This is a genomic window from Kribbella voronezhensis (assembly GCF_004365175.1).
GTDB lineage: Bacteria > Actinomycetota > Actinomycetes > Propionibacteriales > Kribbellaceae > Kribbella > Kribbella voronezhensis.
The window spans coordinates 188,978-206,940 of the sequence record NZ_SOCE01000003.1; the positions used below are offsets into that span (position 1 = coordinate 188,978).

At 68.3% G+C, this 17,963-nt stretch carries 15 protein-coding genes; 8 read left to right on the plus strand and 7 right to left on the minus strand.

Translation table 11 applies throughout. From position 1 onward, the window contains the following. Nucleotides 1-22 precede the first annotated feature (22 nt). Nucleotides 23-1,189 carry a citrate/2-methylcitrate synthase gene (locus EV138_RS35615; RefSeq protein WP_133985001.1) on the plus strand — a complete coding sequence of 389 codons (1,167 nt, stop codon included), beginning with the start codon at nucleotides 23-25 and terminating at the stop codon, nucleotides 1,187-1,189. On the opposite strand, the gene EV138_RS35620 is transcribed toward EV138_RS35615, so the two are convergent. Beyond that, nucleotides 1,186-2,634 carry a flavin-containing monooxygenase gene (locus EV138_RS35620; protein WP_133985003.1) on the minus strand — a complete coding sequence of 483 codons (1,449 nt, stop codon included), beginning with the start codon at nucleotides 2,632-2,634 and terminating at the stop codon, nucleotides 1,186-1,188. The genes EV138_RS35615 and EV138_RS35620 overlap by 4 nt on opposite strands. A gap of 92 nt (nucleotides 2,635-2,726) precedes the next feature. Here EV138_RS35620 and EV138_RS35625 point away from each other — a divergent pair, with 92 nt between their 5' ends. The 3 genes from EV138_RS35625 to EV138_RS35635 are packed head-to-tail and all read left to right on the plus strand — an operon-like array spanning nucleotide 2,727 to nucleotide 5,269. Continuing rightward, entirely contained in the window at nucleotides 2,727-3,095 is a 369-nt protein-coding gene (locus EV138_RS35625; protein WP_133985005.1) for a YciI family protein, read from the plus strand. Beyond that, a complete protein-coding gene (locus EV138_RS35630; protein WP_133985007.1) occupies nucleotides 3,092-4,318 on the plus strand; it encodes an RNA polymerase sigma factor in 1,227 nt (408 codons plus the stop codon). The genes EV138_RS35625 and EV138_RS35630 overlap by 4 nt, the downstream gene beginning before the upstream one ends. Before the next feature lie 27 nt (nucleotides 4,319-4,345). Next, nucleotides 4,346-5,269, plus strand: coding sequence for a phosphotransferase family protein (locus EV138_RS35635; RefSeq protein WP_133985009.1), 924 nt, complete (start codon nucleotides 4,346-4,348; stop codon nucleotides 5,267-5,269). Here EV138_RS35635 and EV138_RS35640 read toward each other — a convergent pair. Then, nucleotides 5,262-6,290, minus strand: a complete 1,029-nt coding sequence (locus EV138_RS35640; protein WP_238158595.1) for an NUDIX hydrolase — start codon at nucleotides 6,288-6,290, stop codon at nucleotides 5,262-5,264. The two genes, EV138_RS35635 and EV138_RS35640, sit on opposite strands and share 8 nt — an antisense overlap. Before the next feature lie 138 nt (nucleotides 6,291-6,428). Between EV138_RS35640 and EV138_RS35645 the strand changes: the two genes are divergently transcribed. Together EV138_RS35645 and EV138_RS35650 are read left to right on the plus strand one after the other, a co-directional pair. Further along, on the plus strand, nucleotides 6,429-7,700 hold the full coding sequence (locus EV138_RS35645; RefSeq protein WP_133985011.1) for a hypothetical protein: 1,272 nt from the start codon (nucleotides 6,429-6,431) through the stop codon (nucleotides 7,698-7,700). 144 nt (nucleotides 7,701-7,844) lie between these two features. Further along, entirely contained in the window at nucleotides 7,845-9,164 is a 1,320-nt protein-coding gene (locus EV138_RS35650) for a hypothetical protein (protein WP_133985013.1), read from the plus strand. 9 nt (nucleotides 9,165-9,173) lie between these two features. Here the strand turns inward: EV138_RS35650 and glgB are convergent, their stop codons facing one another. The 4 genes from glgB to EV138_RS38710 all read right to left on the minus strand — a co-directional run bounded on the left by glgB (nucleotide 9,174) and on the right by EV138_RS38710 (nucleotide 15,559). Next, on the minus strand, nucleotides 9,174-11,471 hold the full coding sequence (gene glgB, locus EV138_RS35655; protein WP_133985015.1) for a 1,4-alpha-glucan branching protein GlgB: 2,298 nt from the start codon (nucleotides 11,469-11,471) through the stop codon (nucleotides 9,174-9,176). 79 nt (nucleotides 11,472-11,550) lie between these two features. Then, nucleotides 11,551-12,972 carry a maltokinase N-terminal cap-like domain-containing protein gene (locus tag EV138_RS35660; RefSeq protein WP_133985017.1) on the minus strand — a complete coding sequence of 474 codons (1,422 nt, stop codon included), beginning with the start codon at nucleotides 12,970-12,972 and terminating at the stop codon, nucleotides 11,551-11,553. Further along, nucleotides 12,969-14,684, minus strand: coding sequence for a maltose alpha-D-glucosyltransferase (gene treS / locus EV138_RS35665; protein ID WP_133985532.1), 1,716 nt, complete (start codon nucleotides 14,682-14,684; stop codon nucleotides 12,969-12,971). The genes EV138_RS35660 and treS overlap by 4 nt, the downstream gene beginning before the upstream one ends. A gap of 296 nt (nucleotides 14,685-14,980) precedes the next feature. Next, nucleotides 14,981-15,559: a sunset domain-containing protein gene (locus EV138_RS38710; RefSeq protein WP_202867103.1), complete on the minus strand. Its 579-nt coding sequence runs from the start codon at nucleotides 15,557-15,559 to the stop codon at nucleotides 14,981-14,983. Between the two features lie 142 nt (nucleotides 15,560-15,701). Here EV138_RS38710 and EV138_RS35675 point away from each other — a divergent pair, with 142 nt between their 5' ends. After that, on the plus strand, nucleotides 15,702-15,956 hold the full coding sequence (locus EV138_RS35675) for a hypothetical protein (RefSeq protein ID WP_133985019.1): 255 nt from the start codon (nucleotides 15,702-15,704) through the stop codon (nucleotides 15,954-15,956). 7 nt (nucleotides 15,957-15,963) lie between these two features. Here the strand turns inward: EV138_RS35675 and arfA are convergent, their stop codons facing one another. Beyond that, nucleotides 15,964-17,115: a channel-forming protein ArfA/OmpATb gene (arfA, locus tag EV138_RS35680; protein WP_133985021.1), complete on the minus strand. Its 1,152-nt coding sequence runs from the start codon at nucleotides 17,113-17,115 to the stop codon at nucleotides 15,964-15,966. Nucleotides 17,116-17,434: 319 nt separating this feature from the next. On the opposite strand from arfA, the gene EV138_RS35685 reads away from it, so the two are divergent. Next, complete coding sequence (locus EV138_RS35685; protein WP_133985023.1) at nucleotides 17,435-17,944, plus strand: winged helix-turn-helix domain-containing protein; 510 nt, start codon at nucleotides 17,435-17,437, stop codon at nucleotides 17,942-17,944. Nucleotides 17,945-17,963: the final 19 nt, after the last annotated feature.

A 17,963-nucleotide genomic window follows, 5' to 3' on the forward strand; every position in this document is an offset into this window, starting at 1 on the left:
TTCCAGTTCAAGTCTGAGACTCATGTCAATCTCACTGGAAAGCCCGGTCGACGGACCGATCGAAGTACCCGCGGGCCTGCGCAACGTCGTGGTGACCGAGACCCGGCTCGGCGACGTCCGCGGCGACGAGGGTTTCTACCACTACCGGCAGTACTCCGCCATCGACCTGGCGCGCTCGAAGACCGTCGAGGACGTCTGGTTCCTGTTGTTCGAGGGGCGGCTGCCGGATGCTGCCGAGCGTGCCGGCTTCCTGGCCGAGCTCGCGCCACTACGGGTGCTGCCGACCGAAGTACAGGCTGTTCTTCCTGCGATCGCGGCCGCAGGATCGGCGTTCAATCCGCTGGCCGGCTTGCGTACCGCGCTGTCGCTGCTGGCCGCGGCTCGTGAGTTGCCGCCGCTGTGGGATGCCGATCCGGCTCGGCGGAAGGCCGACGCGATGCTTGTCTGCGCGGTGACGCCGACGATTCTGGCCGCGCTGTACCGGTTGCGCGCCGGGTTGGAGCCGTTGGAGCCTCGTGAGGAGTTGGGTGCCGCGGCTCAGTGGTTGTATCTCGTCACCGGCGAGGCGCCGGACGCGACGAAGACCCGGGCGATCGAGCACTACCTGATCTCGACCATCGACCACGGTTTCAACGCGTCGACCTTCACCGCGCGGGTGATCGCGTCGACCGGTGCCGACGTGGTGTCGGCCGTAGCCGGGGCGATCGGTGCGTTCTCGGGACCGCTGCACGGTGGCGCGCCCGATCGCGCGCTGGCCAGCCTGGACGAGATCGGTACGCCGGATCGGATCGACGCATGGGTCCGGGCAAAGGTGAGTTCCGGGGACCGGATCATGGGCTTCGGGCACGCGGTCTACCGCACCGAGGACCCGCGGTCGTTGATGCTGCGCGACATCGCGCGAGAGCTCAGCGGTGACCTGGTCGACTTCGCCACGACCGTGGAGCAGCGCATCGTCGAGGTGCTCGCCGAGCTCAAGCCCGGCCGCAACCTCTATGCGAACGTCGAGTTCTACGCCGGCGTGGTGATGTCCCTGTGCGGCCTGCCGCGCGAACTGTTCACGCCGACCTTCGCGGTCAGCCGGGTGATCGGCTGGAGCGCCAACATCCTCGAACAGGCCGGTACGTCGAAGATCATCCGGCCGTCCGCCCGCTACGTCGGTGAAGCCCCTCCGGTGCCCGTCCCCGCCTAGGCGGCTTGTTTGAAGCGCATCGAGCCGTCGGTCAGGGAGGTGTAGCGCAGGGAGAGGAAGTCGCGCGGGTAGTTCTGCCGGAGCCGCCAGGGGCCGTAGGAGCCCTGGCGGGGGAGGAGGTTCGCGGCGCGGCGGATGTAGCCCGAGGACAGGTCGACCACAGGTCGCGGCGGAGCGTCGTACTCGCTCGCGTCGATCTCCGGGACGCAGATGCTGGTGCCGGTGCGCTCCAGGTGGTTCAGCAGCCGGCAGACGTACTGCGAGGTGAGGTCGGAGCGCAGGGTCCACGAGTTGTTGGTGTAGCCGATGCACCAGGCGAGGTTCGGGACGCCGCTGAGCATCATGCCCTTGTAGACGAAGGTGTCGTGCGGGTCGACCGGCCGGCCGTCGACGGTCAGCTTGATCTTGCCGAGGGCAACCATTTGCAGGCCGGTCGCGGTCACCACCAGCTCGGCCCGGAGTTCGTCGCCGGAGCGCAGCCGGATGCCGGCCGGGGTGAAGGTCTCGATCTCGTCGGTGACCACCGACGCCGTACCGGCTCGCAATGCCTCGAACAGGTCCGCGTCCGGGACCAGGCAGAGCCGCTGATCCCACGGCTTGTACCGCGGGGTGAAGTGCGGGTCCGCCGGGATGTGCGCCGGGAGTTGCTTGGCGACCGTGCTGTTGAGCAACCAGGCGGCGTGGGCCGGCCACTTCCGGAAGGCGGCGTAGACGGCCGAGCTGAACGCGACGTTCTTCGTCCTGATCAACCTGTGCGCGAGCTTCTCCGGCAGCAGTTGCCGAAGCTTGTCCGAGAAGGCGTCGTGGGCCGGCCGGGACGCGACATAACTCGGGGTGCGCTGCAGCATCGTGACGTGCGCGGCGTCGGGGGCCATCGCCGGCACCAGGGTCACCGCGGTCGCACCGCTGCCGATCACCACGACCCGCTTGCCTGTGTAGTCGAGGTCCTTCGGCCAGTGCTGCGGATGCACCACGGTGCCTTCGAAGCTGTCGAGGCCGGGGAAGGCCACCTGATACCCGGAGTCGTAGTCGTAGTAGCCGGTGCAGACATAGAGGAAGGAGCAGGTGTACGACTCCTGATTCGTCTCCACGGTCCAGAGCGCATCCGCCGACGACCACGACGCCCGTACTACGTGGCGCCCGAACCGGATGTGCTTGTCGATCCCGTAGGTGGCAGCGGTCTCGTGCAGGTACTCCAGGATCGACGGGCCGTCGGCGATCGCCTTGGCCGCGGTCCACGGATGGAACGGGAAGCCGAGCGTGAACATGTCGGAGTCCGAGCGGATGCCCGGATAGCGGAAGAGGTCCCAGGTGCCGCCGAGGTCGTCCCGGCCCTCGAGGACGGCGTACGAGCGGCTGGGAGCCTGGGTCTGCAGCCGGTAGGCGGCGCCGATGCCGGACAGGCCGGCGCCGACGATCAGAACGTCCAGGTGCTCTCTTCGCATGATCGAGATTATCCCGGTCGGTCCTGTCGATTCCGCTCGCGGTCGTTCGTCAGCAAGATGTCCAGTACAAACCCCAGACAAGGGAGCCAGCGATGGCGCAGTACGTGTTCTTGCTGTTCGACACCGAAGAGTTCTACGACAACGTCACGCCCGAGGGCTGGCAGGAGGCGATGAAGTTGCACACCGCCTTCTCGGAGGCGGTCGAGGCGGCCGGTGCCAGCATTCTCGGTGGAGCGGCGCTGGAGAAGTCGTCCACGGCGAGCACGGTGAAGCAGGGCAGCGGCGAGCCGTTGGTCACGGACGGGCCGTTCATCGAGACCAAGGAGGCCCTCGGCGGGTTCTACATCATCGACGCGAAGGATCTCGACCAGGCGCTCGCACTGGCCAAGCTCTGCCCGTCGAACAACGTCGAGGTCCGTCCGGTGATGGACACGTCGGACGGTTCGGCACCGCCGGCGTGACGTCTGCGCGGGAGATTGCGCGGGTCGTGGACGAGGCGCACCGTGGGCATTGGTCCACGGTGCTGGCCTCCACCGTGCGGCTGACCCGGGATCTCGATCTGGCCGAGGACTGCACCCAGGACGCTTTCGTCCAGGCGCTGCGGACCTGGCCGGACGGGATCCCGGCCAACCAGGCCGGTTGGCTCACCACGGTCGCCCGGCGGTTCGCGCTCGACCGGCTGCGGCGGGAGACGACCCTGCGGCGGAAGTTGCCGCTGCTGATCGAGGATGCGGTCTCGCCGGACGACGTCGAGCAGCCGACCGATCCGCTCCGGCTGGTGTTCACCTGCTGTCACCCGGCCCTGGCGCGCGACTCGCAGGTGGCGCTGACCCTACGGTTGATCTGCGGGCTGACCACGCGTGAGGTGGCGGCCGGGTTGCTGATCAGCGAAGCGACGGCGGCCGCGCGGATCACCAGGGCGAAAAAGAAGATCGCGGCCGCAAGCATCCCGTACCGGATCCCGGCCGACGAGGAACTGCCCGAGCGTCTCGACGTGGTGCTGACCGTGGTGCAGTTGGTCTACACCGCCGGGCACGTGGCAGCAGGCCCCGAGCTGACCCGGGCCGATCTGACCGGGCGGGCGCTGGAGTTGGCGGGATTGCTGGTGAGGCTGATGCCGAACGAGCCGGAACCCCAAGCGTTGCTGGGGTTGCTGCAGATGACGCAGGCTCGCGGTGACGCCCGGCTCAGCGAAGACGGCGAGTTGGTGCTGTTGGCCGATCAGGACCGCTCGCGATGGGACGTGCGGCTCCTGGCCGAAGGGGTTTCGCGGGCGACAGCCGCGTTGCAGCGGGGGCACGGACGATTCGCCCTGCAGGCTGCGGTCGCCGGGCTGCATGTGACCGCTCCGTCGTGGGAGCAGACGGACTGGCATCAGGTGGTCCGGATGTACGACGCGATGCTGGTCAGCTGGCCGTCCCCGATCGTCGCCCTGAATCGGGCAGCCGCGCACAGCCTGGTCCCGGGCGCCGACCTGACCGCCGTCCTCGCCGAACTGGATGCCTTGGGCAACGAACCCGCGCTGAAGTCGTACGGCTACCTGCCGGCCGCGCGAGCCGACGTGCTGGCTCGCCTGGGACGCAGGGAGGCGGCCGTCGCGGCGTACGACGAAGCGATCGCCCTGACCGTCAACGGAGCCGAGCAACGGTTCCTCCGACGCCGCCGCGCCGCTCTCGCGGAGTGACCTGCGGATCGTGTTGACTGGATCGTCGTGTCGTCATCGAGTGAGTTCTTCCAGTCGTACGCCGTCGGCCCCATCGAGCCGATCGGTCAGGGCATGGAGGGCGCGGTCTTCGATCTGGGCGGCGACCTGGTCGGGAAGACGTGGTTCCACCGGTCGGCGGCAGAGGTTCGTCCGCTGCAGGCCTTCCTGCTGGAGCTGAGCAGCCAGCGGCTGCCGTTCAGGACGCCGGAGATCCGCGCTGTCGGTGAAGTCGACGGTCGAGCCGTCAGCGTCGAGGTGAAGCTCGCCGGTACGCCGCTACGAGCCGCGCTCGAGTCCGGACTGATCGGCCTGCCGGACGCGCTGGACCTCTTCGTCGGCCTGGTCGCCGCGCTCGCCACCACCTCCGCGGGCGAAGCGACGAAGGCATTGCCGGTCATCAGTGCGTCCGAGCCCTTCTGGCCACCTTCACCCGCCACGCCGCCCGAGTTGGTCTGGGGGCATGCGCTGGCCGAGTTGGTGTTGCGGCGGAGCCTGGCGGGGCGTCCGTTCCTTTCGGCGGACGTCGACGGGTTCGACGAACTCGTGGAGCGCGTCGTCGGCCGGCTTCGGGAGATCGTCGTCGACGAGCCGAGCATCGTTCACGGCGACATCTGTCAGCCGAACGTGCTGGTCAACGCGGCGGGGGAGGTCGCTCTGCTCGACTGGGGTTTCCTCACGACCGCCGGCGACAACACCTTCGATGCCGCGACCGCCGCCGGCTTCTTCGAGATGTACGGCCCGGATGCCGAGAGCCTGGACGCCGAGCTCCTGGCGCGCTTCGAGAAGCTCGGGCACCCGCTGGATCGCATGCACCTCTATCGGGTCGCCTACGCCATCATCACGGCGACGATCTACAGCCCGGACGCTCGCGACGGGCATTACCAGTGGTGCCTGCGCGACCTGACGAAGTTTGGCCCGACCATCAGGTGATCGGGTTGCCGTCGCGGAGATGGTGCAGGGGAGTCGGCGATTCGAGGATCACCGGCAGCCGGCGCTGGTTGAGCGGGCTGACGAGGCCGGTGAGCTCGTCGGCGGCGTACCAGTCGAGACCGAGGATCTCGAAGCCGTCCGGGTGCAGGCTGTCGATGAAAGACGGGTCGTGGACGCCACCGTCGTACAGGATCTCGATCGCGTCGCCCCAGCCCTCCCAGCGGGGCAGCCAGTCGATCGCGAGAACACCGAGCAGCGGGAGGGAGACGCCCAGTTCCTCCTCCATCTCGCGGAGCGCGCCGGTCGCGGGGTCTTCGTCCGGCTCGACCACGCCACCGGGTAGTTCGAGGTCGCGCTTGTAGCTGACCTTGCACAGCAGCACCCGACCGCCGGTGTCGCGGACCACCACGTGCGCGATCACCCGCTTCTTCGGCAGCACCGAGTCCATCAGCGCGGTCCACCCGGTCACCGTGTCCGCGCGTGGGTCGTCGTGGCGCAGGCCGTAGATCGCCAGATCCCGGCGCTCGCCCTGCAAGGTGGCGCCGCCTCGCAGCAGTCCCTCGCGCCGGAACCCGGAGCGGATCGCCACCCGGGCGGACGCGCGGTTCTCCGGATCCACCTCGACCTGCAGCCGCTCCAGCCCGAGCTCACCGAAGGCGTACACGACCAGCAGTTGTACTGCGCGCTGCGCGACGTGGCGCCCCCGGTACGGCTTGAAGGTCGACCAGGTGATGTTGCCGACGCCTTCCGAGGTACGCCGTACCGCGACCGTCCCGACCGGACCCGGGACGCCGGCCAGCTCGACGACGAAGGTCACCAGCGACCGATCCTCGGCGTACAGGCGTCGCCACCTGTCGAGCGCCGCGGCCAACCCGTCCCGCGGGGTCACTCCGTCGAGATCGAACCAGCGCACGATCTCGTCATCGGTCAGCCCGTGGGCGACCTCGATGTCCTCCGCGCGCCACGGCCGCAGCGTCAACTCCCCATCGCTCAACGTCGGCTGCGGCGGCACACCAGTCACACCCCGAACGCTACCCGCCCCCTCCGACCGACCGCCGGTCGGGGGAAAAAGGTTTCGGCCGGGACTCAATGTTTCGGTGGGGACAGCGCGTCGAGGGGAGTACGAAGTTGTGTTCATATCCTTGAGGGGGATTTGCCGATGTTCAAGAAGTCTTTGGCTGGAATGGTGTTGGTCACCGCGCTCGGGGTGCCGGCGGTCGCGCAGGCTGCGACCGGGTCGGCGGCGACGGTATCGAAGGTCGAGCTGGCCTGGGACAGCGCCCGGGTGAAGGTCACCTGGAGCGAGTCCGCCGCCGTCGCCAACACGATCACCGTCACGCGGGCCGGGCAGCCGGCCAAGGTGCTGGGTACGACGACGGCGACCGGGGCGAACCTGTTGTCGGTGGACCCGGCAGCGATCGGGGTGAGCAGCGACCCGGCGTCCGCGGCTGTCATCACGGTCACCGACAGCGCCGGCGGGGAAGCGAAGTCGGCCGCGTTCGACACCTACTTCCGCACACCGGCCTTCACCGAGACGTGGATGAACAGTCGCGAGCTGTTGTGGAGTGTCCCGGGCGATTCGGCAAAGGACGGTACGCCGAACGATCCGCTCGACATGCCGGGCCCGATCCACATCACGCCGATCATGAAGTTCGCCGGCTGCACGGTGAAGAGCCAACCGAGTACGACGGAGCTGCGCGGCACCATTCCGAACCAGGGCCGGCCGTTCAACCTGACCTTGCAGGCCGCCAACGAGTGGGGCCGGGACAACTACTACCGCAAGCAGGTGCGGACCTCCGCGGTCACCCTGTCCGCACCGGCGAGTACCCGGTTCGGCGCGGCGGCCGTGCTGTCCGGCAAGGTCGCGGTCCGGCACATCGTCGAGAGCGGAAGCACCTGCGTCGAGGCTGACGACCCGGATCGCGCCCGGATCCAGGTGAGCCTGCAGGGCCGCAACTCGGCCACCAGTCCGTGGTACCTGGTGAGCCCGGGCAACACGGATGCCCAAGGCAACTACAAGGTGACGCTCACCACCCCGGGTGCCCGCGAGTACCGGGTCTGGGTCAACGAGAACAGCCTGGCCGGCACCACCCAGTACGCCAGTGTCAGCGCGTCCAGGACCGTGCGGGCGACGACCGCGCTGATGTCGGCGAAGTTCATCACCCCGACCATCACCTACGGCGCCAAGCCGCAGGCCTACATCTGGGTCAATCCGGCCGGCACGCAGCAGGCGGCGTTGCAGTTCCTGAACGCGAGTGGCACCTGGCAAGGCGTCACGACCAAGGTGCTGTCGTCCGGCAAGGGGCTGGTGACCTTCCCCTGGAACCGCCGTGGAGTGGCTTCGTTCCGCTGGTGGGTCGGCGGGAGCACCCACAACGGACTCCAGGTCGATCCGATCTACACGGGGCCTTTCGGCCTGACGGTCAACTGACCTCCGGCTGAACCAAGGCTGGGCGGCGCTGCCTCAGGCAACGCCGCCCAGCCTTCGTGCCGCGGATCGACAAGTTTGCGCAACTTCCCGCCCTCACCGTGCATCGAGAGGGATATGAACCGACTGAGGACTGGCCCCGCGAGGGTGAAAGGGACGATTGCTGTCGGCTGCGGGCTGGTGTTGCTCGCAGGGTGGCAGAGCTCGCCGGCAGTTGCCGCTGAGACCGCGGTGAGCGGCGTCGACCTCGCCTGGACCGACACGACCCATACGAAGATCCGGATCACGTGGACCGAGACCACCCCGGTAGCCAACTCGCTGCGCCTCGACCCGGGGGACGGATCCGAGCCACTGCCACTCGGCTCGGTCCCGGCGAGCGCACCGAACGAACTACTGGTCGACACCAGCCACCTCGGCTCCACTTCCTCTTCAGCCATCTCCAAGATCGTGGTGACGGATCCGTCCGGCGGCGAGGCGAGCTCACCGGGCTTCGACCGCTTCGTGCCTGGTGTCTCCGATCCTGAGCTGACCGTGATGGCCGATGGCCGGGTGCGTTGGTCGGTGCCCGCCGCGACGGGGCAGGACACCACGCCGCGCGATCCGCTGGATCTGGACGAGCCCGCGCGCTACACGTTGACCTTGCGGCTGAACGAGCTACCCCACACGGTGATGAACTGCGGCGAGGTGACGTTACCCAGTACCACCGAACCGACCGGCATCATCGCGAACAGGAACAAGCCGTACGACCTGTTCGTCGACACCGCCAACGAGTGGGCTCCGAACGGACTCCACGGCGGCCTCGGCGGCTACGGGCACGTTTCGACGACGGCGCTGACCCTGAGCGCGCCCGGTTCGTCGGCGTACGGCGTACCGATCAGTCTGACCGGCACGCTCTCAGGTCGGTACATCTATGAGACCGGCAGGCCGCCTGCCTGCGCTGAGACGAGCAGCGCCATCGGCAGTGGAGAACTGGTCACCTTGCAGGGCCGCAACTCGGGCACTTCCCCCTGGTACGTCATCGGCAGCACCCATACGGTTGCCGGAGGCAAGTACACCTTCACGCTGCCCAACCCCGGCGCCCGGGACTACCGCACCGTCGTCGCGAACCAGTCCGGCTCGGCGACGGCCACCTACGGCAGCACTTCAGCGTCGAAGCTGGTCAGGGCGACAACCCGGGTGATGTCGGCGAAATTCATCACGCCAACGATCACCTACGGCACCAGGCCCCAGGCGTACCTCTGGGTGAACCCGGCCGGCACCCAACGGGCAGCCCTCCAGTTCAAGACCGCCACCGGCGCCTGGCAGGGCGTCGCCTACAAGACCTTGTACGCCGGCAAAGGCCTCCTCCAGTTCCCCTGGAACCGGCGCGGCACCACGCAGTTCCGCTGGTACATCCCCGCCAGCACCCACAACGGGCTCCCGGTGGATCCGATCTACACGGGGGCGTTCAGCCTGACCGTGCGGTGAGGTCAGGTGCTACGGGGTGTGGCGGAGCCAGAGGGTGGCTAGCGGGGGGACCGAGATTTCGGCGCTGCTGGGCATGCCGTGCCAGCCCGGGCCGTTGGCCTCGACGCCGCCGAAGTTGCCTACGCCGGAGCCTCCGTAGTCGGCTGCGTCGGAGTTCACCAGTTCCTGCCAGTGGCCCTCGGAGGGCAGGCCGAGGCGGTAGCCGTGGTGGGGGACCGCCGAGAAGTTGGTGACGCAGGCGAGCGTCGGCTCGCCTGCGTCGCCGTACCGGACGAAGGAGAAGACGTTGTTGCCGGCGTCGTTCGCGTCGATCCAGGAGAAGCGGTCGGACGCGTGGTCGGTCGACCAGAGCGCCTTCGTGTCGCGGTAGCTGCCGTTCAGGTCCTTGACCAGTTGCTGAAGGCCCCGGTGGTCGGAGTGGTCGAGCAGCCACCAGTCGAGTTCGCCCTTCTCGGACCACTCGGATTCCTGGCCGAACTCGCACCCCATGAACAGCAGTTGCTTGCCGGGATGGGCCCACTGCATCGCCAGGAACGCGCGCACGTTGGCGAGTTGCTGCCACCGGTCGCCCGGCATCTTGCGCAGCAGCGAGCCCTTGCCGTGCACCACCTCGTCGTGCGAGATCGGCAGCACGAAGTTCTCGGAGTACGCGTACATCATCGAGAACGTCATCTCGCTGTGGTGGTACTGCCGGTAGATCGGCTCGTGCTCCAGGTAGCGCAGCGAGTCGTTCATCCAGCCCATGTTCCACTTGAACCCGAAGCCGAGACCGCCGAGATGGGTCGCGCGGGTGACGCCCGGCCACGAGGTCGACTCCTCGGCGACGGTGATCACGCCGGGAACGCGCTTGTAGAGGGTCGCGTTCATCTCCTGCAGGAACGACACCGCTTCGAGGTTCTCGCGGCCGCCGTACTGGTTCGGCACCCACTGGCCCTCTTCGCGGGAGTAGTCCAGGTAGAGCATCGAGGCGACCGCGTCGACGCGCAGCCCGTCGATGTGGAACTCCTCGGCCCAGTAGACCGCGTTCGCGACCAGGAAGTTCCGCACCTGGGGGCGACCGAAGTCGAACACCAGCGTGCCCCAGTCGGGCTGCTCGCCACGCCGCGGATCCGGGTGCTCGTACAGCGGCGTGCCGTCGAAACGTGCCAGGGCCCAGGCGTCCTTGGGGAAATGCGCCGGCACCCAGTCGACGATGACGCCGATACCCGCCTGGTGCAGTGAGTCGACCAGGAAGCGGAAGTCGTCCGGGTTGCCGAAGCGCGACGTCGGCGCGAAGTACGACGTGACCTGGTAGCCCCAGGAGCCGCCGAACGGGTGCTCCATCACCGGCATCAGCTCGACGTGGGTGAAGCCCATCTCGGTGACGTAGGCAACGAGTTCGTCGGCGAGTTCGCGGTACGACCTGCCCTTGCGCCACGAGCCGAGGTGGACCTCGTAGACGCTCATCGGCTCCGCGTACGCCTGCGAGGCGGCACGTCGGTCGATCCAGGCGGAGTCCTGCCATTCGTACGTCGACTCGTGCACGACCGAGGCGTTCGCGGGCGGCGTCTCGGCCAGGTTGGCCATCGGGTCGGCCTTCTGCCGCCAGACCCCGTCGCGCCCGCAGATGTCGAACTTGTACCGCGTGCCCGGGCCGACGCCGGGGACGAAGAGCTCCCAGACCCCGGACGAGCCCATCGTGCGCATCGGGTGCGCGCGGCCGTCCCAGAAGTTGAAGTCGGCGGTGAGCCGGATGCCCTGGGCGTTCGGGGCCCAGACGGCGAACGACGTCCCGGTCACGGAGCCGGTCGGACCGTCGTACCGGCGGACGTGTGCGCCGAGCACGGTCCAGAGTTGCTCGTGCCGGCCTTCGCCGATCAGGTGCAGGTCCATCTCGCCCAGCGAGGGGAGATAGCGGTACGGGTCGTCGAGCTCGACCGCGGGACCGTCGGTGTAGGTGACCTCGAGCCGGTAATCGGGAACCTTGTCCACCTCGAGTACGCCGACCCAGACGCCATCGAACTCGTGCACCAGCTCGACCCGCTGGTCGTCGAAGACCGCGGTCACGGATTGCGCGAACGGCCGCAACGCGCGCAGTGTCACGCCACTCTTACCGAGATGCGGACCGAGCACCTGATGCGGATCGTGGTACGTCCCACTGACGAGCCGCTCGAGGATCTGGCGTTCGACCGGCACCGCCACCAGCCCGACGGGTTCCGCCGGCGCGTCGGCCACCGCCGGAATCACGTGCTCGGGTTCGCTCATCGGCTCGGAGATCGGCGCTCCGGCCACCTCACTGACCTCGGTGTCCCGCTCACTCGAATCCATACACCCCATCCTGCCCGATAGACCACACATCTCCCGCACCCCGTACCCGAAGCCCCCGGACCTACACGGCGGCGCCGGGTCAGTCGTCGGCGGAGGCGCTCAGTTGGGCGGCCGCGGCCAGCGGGATGGGCAGCCAGGTGGGGCGGTTGCGGGCTTCGTAAAGCGTTTCGTAGATGACCTTGTCCGCCAGGAACGCGCCCAGCAGGACGCCCTGGTCGCGAGGATCCGCGCCGGCCACCTCGGCGTAGCCGTCGCAGAAGGCCTTGCGGTTGCGGTTGGCCCATTCGGCCGCGCGGTACGCGATCTGCTGGTCACCCTGGTGGTCGGCCAGCAGTGAACGCGCGGCGTAGTCGAAGGACCGCAACATCCCGGCGATGTCCTTGATCGGGGTGTCCAGCGCGCGCCGCTCGATCAGCGACTTGGCCGGCTCACCCTCGAAGTCGATCAGCTTCCAGCCGTCGATCGTCCGCAGCACCTGACCGAGGTGGAAGTCACCGTGGATCCGCTGCACCGTCACGGGCTGCCCGTACTCCGCCAGCGCGTCGAACGCGCGGCAGAGACCCTCGGCGTACGGCTCCAACTCGGGAACGGCCGCGGCCGCCTTGTCGAGGCGGCGCTTCATCGCCGCCGCGTGCTCGACCATCAGTGCCGGCTCCCAGACGTCGGTGCCGAGTGCCTTGGCCAGTTCGGCGTGCACCTGCGCGGTCGCCGCGCCGAGCCGGTGGGACTCACCCGCGAAGTCGCCGCCGACCTCTTCGGCGTGCAGGTCCGCTTCGGCGTACAGGTCCCGGACCGAGGTGGTCGCGTACGACCAGCCGTCGGTCGCGTTCTTCTGGAACGCCGTCATCATCGCCAGGTCACCGGAATCCGTACCGCCGCCGGCGCGCGGCCAGGAGCCCCGCGCCGTCCCGAGCACCGCGGGCACCAGTTCGGAGCCCGCCTCGGTGAGTGCCGACTCGATCTCGACCCCGGGATTGCTCCCGGGCTCGAGCCGGCGGAACACCTTCAGCAGCGCGGTGTCGCCGAAGACCAGCGACGTGTTGCTCTGTTCGACCGTGAGGACGAGAGACTGCGCGTCCTCCGGTACGACGATCGTGCGCTCCGGCGCGTGCACGGGGTGGAACTCCAGCCCGTCGCGGGTGCGGCCGTGCGTGAGCGCGTCCAGCCAGTACGGCGTCGCTTCCTTGTCGTGCAGCGCGTCGTACACCCAGACCCTCGTGTCGTCGAGGTCCTGCTCCACCCAGTCACCGACCAGCGCGTGACCCATGTTGTCGGGCGGCGACTGGTGGTAGCTGAGCGGCAGCTGGTAGACCCGGATTGCGTTCTCCGCACCGGGCGGCCCGGCGCAGTAGACGAATCCGATCCGGACCGCAGGCCAGACGCCCTCGTCCGACAGCCAGGCCGAGGTGGCCATCGCATCGACATGGACGTCGTGTCCCTTCTCTGAGAACCATCGCTGGTTGGCACAGAAGGACTGGACCTGGTCCAGATGGGAAGTCACGAAGAGCTCTCCTCACGATTGGCCTGGGCGACCCCGGAGTTGTTGACTGGCAGCCGGAACCAGTAGAAACCGTGCGCACCGAGGGTGAGCAGGTAGGGCAGCTCGCCGATGGTCGGGAAGTGCACCCCGCCGAGCAGCTCGACCGGCTCCACGCCCTGCCACTGCCGCAGGTCCAGCTCGATCGGCTGGGGGAAGCGTGACAGGTTGTTCACGCACAGCACGACGTCGTCACCGAACTCGCGAACGTAGGACAGCACGCTCGGGTTGGAACCGCCTAGGTCAGTGAAAGTACCCATCCCGAAACACGGGTGCTGTTTGCGGGTCTGGATCATCCGCCGGGTCCAGTGCAGCAGACTCGACGCGTTCTCCATCTCGGCCTCGACGTTGACGGCCTGGAACCCGTAGACCGGGTCCATGATGACGGGCAGGCTGAGCTTGCCCGGGGTCGCGGTCGAGAACGACGCGTTGCGGTCGGGGGACCACTGCATCGGCGTGCGGACGCCGTCGCGGTCACCGAGCCAGATGTTGTCGCCCATGCCGATCTCGTCGCCGTAGTACAGGATCGGCGAGCCGGGCAGCGACAGCAGCATCGCGGTGAACAGTTCCATCCGGTTCACGTCGTTGTCGAGCAACGGCGCGAGCCGGCGGCGGATGCCGATGTTGGCCTTCATCCGCGGGTCCTGGGCGTACTCGCCCCACATGTAGTCGCGCTCTTCGTCGGTCACCATCTCGAGCGTGAGCTCGTCGTGGTTGCGCAAGAAGATGCCCCACTGGCAGGTGTCCGGGATCTGCGGGGTCTGGGCCAGGATCTCCGAGATCGGGAACCGCGACTCGCGCCGTACGCCCATGAAGATCCGCGGCATCACCGGGAAGTGGAACGCCATCTGGCACTCGTCGCCGCCGGACTCGCGATCGCCGAAGTACTCCACGACGTCACCCGGCCACTGGTTCGCCTCGCAGAGCAGGACGCGGTCGGTGTAGTTCGCGTCCACCTCCTTGCGGACCCGCTTGAGGAACTCGTGGGTGCGCGGCAGGTTCTCGCAGTTGGTGCCCTGCTCCTCGAACAGGTACGGCACCGCGTCCAGCCGGAACCCGTCGACGCCGAGGTCGAGCCAGAACTTCAGCGCCTCGATCATCGCGTCGCCGACGGCCGGGTTCTCGAAGTTCAGGTCCGGCTGGTTGGAGTAGAACCGGTGCCAGAAGTACTGGCCGCGGACCGGGTCCCAGGTCCAGTTCGACGTCTCGGTGTCGACGAAGATGATCCGGGCGTCGGCGTAGGCCTCGTCGGTGTCGGACCAGACGTAGAAGTCGCCGTACGGGCCGTCGGGGTTGCTGCGGGACTCCTGGAACCAGGGGTGCTGGTCCGAGGTGTGGTTCATCACGAAGTCGACGATCACGCGCATGCCGCGCTCGTGCGCGGCATCCATGAACGCGGCGAAGTCGGCGATCGTGCCGACCTCGGGCATCACGTTCGTGTAGTCGGAGATGTCGTAGCCGCCGTCACGCAGAGGTGAGGGATAGAACGGCGGCAACCACAGACAGTCGACACCGAGCCACTCGAGATAGTCGAGTTTCTCGGTCAGGCCTTGCAGGTCGCCGATGCCGTCGGCGTTGGAGTCCTTGAAGGACCGCACCAGGACCTCGTAGAAGACAGCCCGCTTGAACCACAGCGGGTCACTCTTCGTCAGTCCGTGGTGCTGCTCCGGCAGCATGTCGGTCACGCTCACCTCCAATGGGTGTCATCCCTCGGTCCAAACCTAGCTGTGATGCGGTTTGCGGTACGCCGAAATGATCCGGCGACGCGCGGGTGGACACGCTTTCTCCGGGCTGCACTGATATCCCTTACCCGTCAGACGGTTTCTCAAAAGGGCAGTACGGTCCGGTGATGTCCGGTGCTGTGGAAACCGGCCGTGGGATGGCGGTCCTGGCCGACGCTCCGCTCAGTCTGCCGGGCCTTTGCCAGTACATGCAAATGGGGGCCTGATCGCCCTATCTGCGGGCCGATTCCCTACTTTCCGGCGCCCGGCGACCGGCGCGGTTTGCGGACGTACTTGGTGAAGCCGGCGCGTTCGGCGTCGGCCTCGGTGCGGAACCAGACCTCGGGTCTGGTCCGGCCGTAGTACGGGGATTCCGGAGTGTGGAACAGCATCGACTGGGCGTTGCCCTTGATGGTGAATCCGTCCGGCGGGCCCTGGTGCGGCACCGCGTCGGCCGAGCCTTCGCCGTACCGTCCGGGCGGCACGTCGTCCATCGGCTCGTCGAACAACGTCGGCACCGCCGGCTCGCCGCCGTCCATCCGCTGCGAGAACTGCGCCGGTACTACCGGCGGCGCCGGCGTTGCGGGCGCTGCCGGTCCTGCGGGCACCGGCTCCGGGTCGGGGGAGCGAGGTGGTGCGGCGTCCGGCGTACCGGCTGCTCTTACGCCGGCTCCGACCAGGACGTCCGTCTTCTCCTCGGCGGCCTGTCGTGCGGCTGCCGGAGCGGCCCGCGGCTGTTGGCGGCGGGCCAGCAGGAACCAGGTGATGATCGCACCGACCAGGAACGCCAGCAGGGACCACGGCCAGTTGTTGCGGAAGAGCCAGCTCATCGGCCGGCGCCCTTCAGTCGGGCCGGGGCGAGCCGGAAGACCAGCCAGGCGGCTGCACTGCCGAGCACGAACGCGACCAACAGCAAGATCCAGACCTGCGCGACCAGCCAACTCATGGAGTCCCCTAAGGAATCTGTGGACCGTGCGCGAGGACAGTACTCCGTTCCGCAGTACGGCCGCACTCCACCCCGCGAAACAGCGTCGGTCCAGCCCGCTCAGCCAGGCTCGGCAGGTGGCAACCAGCCTTGCTGATGTGGGCCGGTCCACCAGTATTGTTGCCCGTAGCAACAACAGTGCCGGGCTGAAGAACTCCGGGGCGAACCGGCCGATCTGGCTCTGCCGTTGCCTCGACCGCGGCTGGGACCAGCTCTGGCCGAGGTTGACCTGGCTCGGCTGACGACTGGTTACGGGATGCGGAGTTCGACGCGGCGGTTGGCGACGCGGCCGGCCGCGGTGCTGTTCGACGCGACGGGGTCGGCTTCGCCGTACCCGCGGCTGGTGAGGCGCTCGGCCGGTACGCCGAGCCTCGTCAGGGTTGCCTTCACCGCGTCGGCGCGTTCCTGCGACAAGGGGAGGCTGCTCGCGCTGCTGCCCAGGTTGTCGGTGTAGCCGGCCACCTCGACGCGGGTGGTGGCGCAACTCTTGAGCAGGGCGGCCGCCTTGACCACCGAAGGACGGGAGGGATCGTTCACGATCGCGGTGCCGGACAGGAAGATGATCTTGTTCTGGGCGGTGAACTGGGCCAGCCGGGCCTCGAAGGTCTGGCAGGCCTCGGAGACCGGCGGCTTCGCGAGTTGCGGAACGGTCAGCTGGTTCGCGACCACCGCACCCGGTACGGCCGTGGCCGCGGCTCGTGCGGCAGTCGCCTTGGTGGCCTGGTCCGAGACCCGGCCGGACAACTTGACCGTCGTACCGTCGTAGTCGACCGAGGCGTCACCGGTCGCTGTCGACAGCGCGCGGAGCAGGCCGGTCACCGCCGTCACGTTCGCCAGACCGGAGTCCGGGTCGACGGTGATCTTGTCGCCGAAGGTGCCGCCGTCTTTCAGCAACGACTGCACCTCGGTGACGATCGCGTCCTTGATCGCCTGGTTCCGGACCGCGATCGTGACCTCGAAAGACGTGTCCGTCCGGACCAGACTGAACGGCGCGATCACTGCCTCGGTCTGCCCGCCCGTCGTCGGGGAGGGCGACGGGGTGGCGGCTACGTCGACGCTGCCGCCGGTCGCGCGGGCGACCCGGATTCCGTCGACACGGGCGACCACCTCCCGGGCCTGCTGCGCATCGGCACCGGCCGGTACGACGACCGTCGCGTCCCGCCCGTCCATCGTGACCTGGACCCCGTTGATTCCCTGGGCTTGCAGAGCAGCCAGCGATCTCTCGCGGAGGTCGTCCTCGGTCGCGCCGGTCCGCGTGACGAGCAGGGCGGCGGCCAGCAGCGCGGAGACGAGCACCGCGGCGAGCAGCCAGACGAAACCAGGCCGTCGGTGGACGAGTCCGGTACTCGTCGCGACTGCCGGAATGGGGTCGGACCGGTTCTCGTCCGAGGATCCGGGCACTGTTCCTCCGTCGACTGCGGTCAAGCGTGACCGTGCGCGCAGAGATTACTCCGTACGCCGTCCACCGCGCACGCCCGCCCACGCCTCGACATCCCCAGCTGTTCACCGCCGGCCTCCGCGTCCGCACGGCCGCGACTGTCTGCGACTGCGGAAGGCCCATTCCGTGGCGCTGCGTAGACCGAGCCTGTCCAACGTTGTCCTGTCTCGGACAGGGCGCAGATGTGCCATGTCGATGCGGAGGGAATCCCTTGACTTAACCCGCGCGGTTGGCCGTACTGGACCCTGCGCCCGACCCGGCAAGCGCTGACAGGAGGGGCTCATGGACAGACCGCCGGACTCGTCCCTGGTCATCGGCGTAGCCACGTCCACCGCCGAGCGAATGCACCTCGCGCGGCTGCTCGCCGACGCCGACGCGGTGCTCCTGGTCTCCAGCGCCGAACAGGCCCGCGCCTTCCTGGCTCTGACGACCGCGCCCGAGACGACACCCGTAGTACTGAGTCCCGCGGCTGAACCCCACCCGACGCCGGTCGCCACCTCCGATCCGGACGAGCTCAGTCTCGACGTCCACCGCCGCGTGGTCCGCTGGCGGGATCGCGAGATCTCCCTGACCCGCCTCGAGCACGACTTCCTGCGCTGCCTGGTCACCGAACCAGGCCGCGTCTGGACCTACCAACGCCTCCACCTCGCCGTCTGGGGCAACGAACACCTCGGCCACGGCTCCCACATCCACTCGGTCGTCAAACGCCTCCGCCAAAAACTCGCCGACCTGGGCACCACCGTCACCATCCACGCAGTCCGAGGCGTCGGCTTCCACCTCTTACCCGCCTGACTCCCCGCGTACGTCGAGC